Annotated in this window: 1 protein-coding gene; it reads right to left on the bottom strand. The window is 26.0% G+C overall.

The genetic code is table 4. The features are described 5' to 3' along the window. On the bottom strand, positions 1–1,320 hold a 1,320-nt coding region (locus ACWXVK_RS03220; RefSeq protein ID WP_456017247.1), incomplete at both ends, for a hypothetical protein.

Genomic DNA, 1,320 nt, shown 5'->3' on the forward strand with positions numbered 1-1,320 from the left:
TTTTCTGCATCAGTTTTAATAGTATCAAGGTTTTTAATACTATTTGTTGAGTTATTTAGTCTATCTTGCAGTTTTTTCTTTTCATTTTGATCAGTAATTTGTGAAATAACATCTTGAGCTAAACGCTTTTTGTTTTCATAATCCTGTTTATATAATCTAACTTTTTGTAATAGTGTTGAAATATTATTGTGATCGGTCTTAGAAAATTCTGTTAAGAATTCATTTTTCTTTGCTTCTGGTTTAATGTCATCTATTTCATTTTTTAATGCGTCAATATTTGTTTTTAGCATATTTAGAGCCGTTTCTACAGAATTTTTATTTGAATAATCAATTTTAGATGTTAGATCCTTCTTAATTTTTTCTTTTGTTTTTAATGAATCAGTTCTTAATTGCGATGTATTCTCTGGATATGCTAATTTATCAATAAATAAGTTGAAGTTTTGTCTTGTAGCATTTGTCACAAGTGACTTAATGTCATTGATGGTTTTAGATAAATTTTTATGATCGCTAGGAACTTGTATGTTATTGATATCTCTCGTTATATTATTTTTTTCATTTTGATTAAAATTACTTAAAGTGCCAATTTTTTCTTTTGAAAGACGTTTATAGTTTTTTATTATTTCATCTTTTAAATCATTTTCATTATATACACCACTATAAGTTGTTGTTGTAGGAACAGTTTGGTTTAATCTTGTTATTAAATTATTTTTATCTGGCCCGTTATCAAATGAACTATTAATTACATTTTTGTATGTTTCAATCTTATTTGCTCAACCATCAGGTAACGCATTGTTAGCTTGATCTATATTTTCTGCTGAATTTAGCTTTTGTTTTATTTTTTGAACTGCTTGTGCATTATCTTTTGAATATTTTAGATTTTTGCCATTAGCACCTAACTGTTCTTTCTTTTTTTGCATATGGCTGCTAAAATTAGATATCTCAGTTTGTTTTTGATCTAAACTTTGGATATTATTTAATTGTTTAACACTATTTTTTAATGCAGTTTTGGCTTGGGTTGCTTCACGAGATTTAGGATCTGGATAAGGAATTTTATCAATTAATTCATTAATTTCTTTTTTCTTATTAGCAATGCTTGTATCACTATCTTGCTTTTCTTTCTTTTGTTTAGCCTTATTTAATTCATCTTCTAAATTTTTAGATATTCCCTCTAATTGTGCCTTTGTTTTTGCAGTTAGATTAGGTTTATTTTGTGAATTGTATGTATCAAGAATCTTTTGCAATTCTTTCTTAATTGTGCTGTATTCTTTTTTATTTAGGTTTGAAGTTATATAAGTGTCAATTGCATCTGCTTTTTGTTGA

The sequence above is a fragment of the Mycoplasma sp. 3398 genome, from assembly GCF_053851555.1.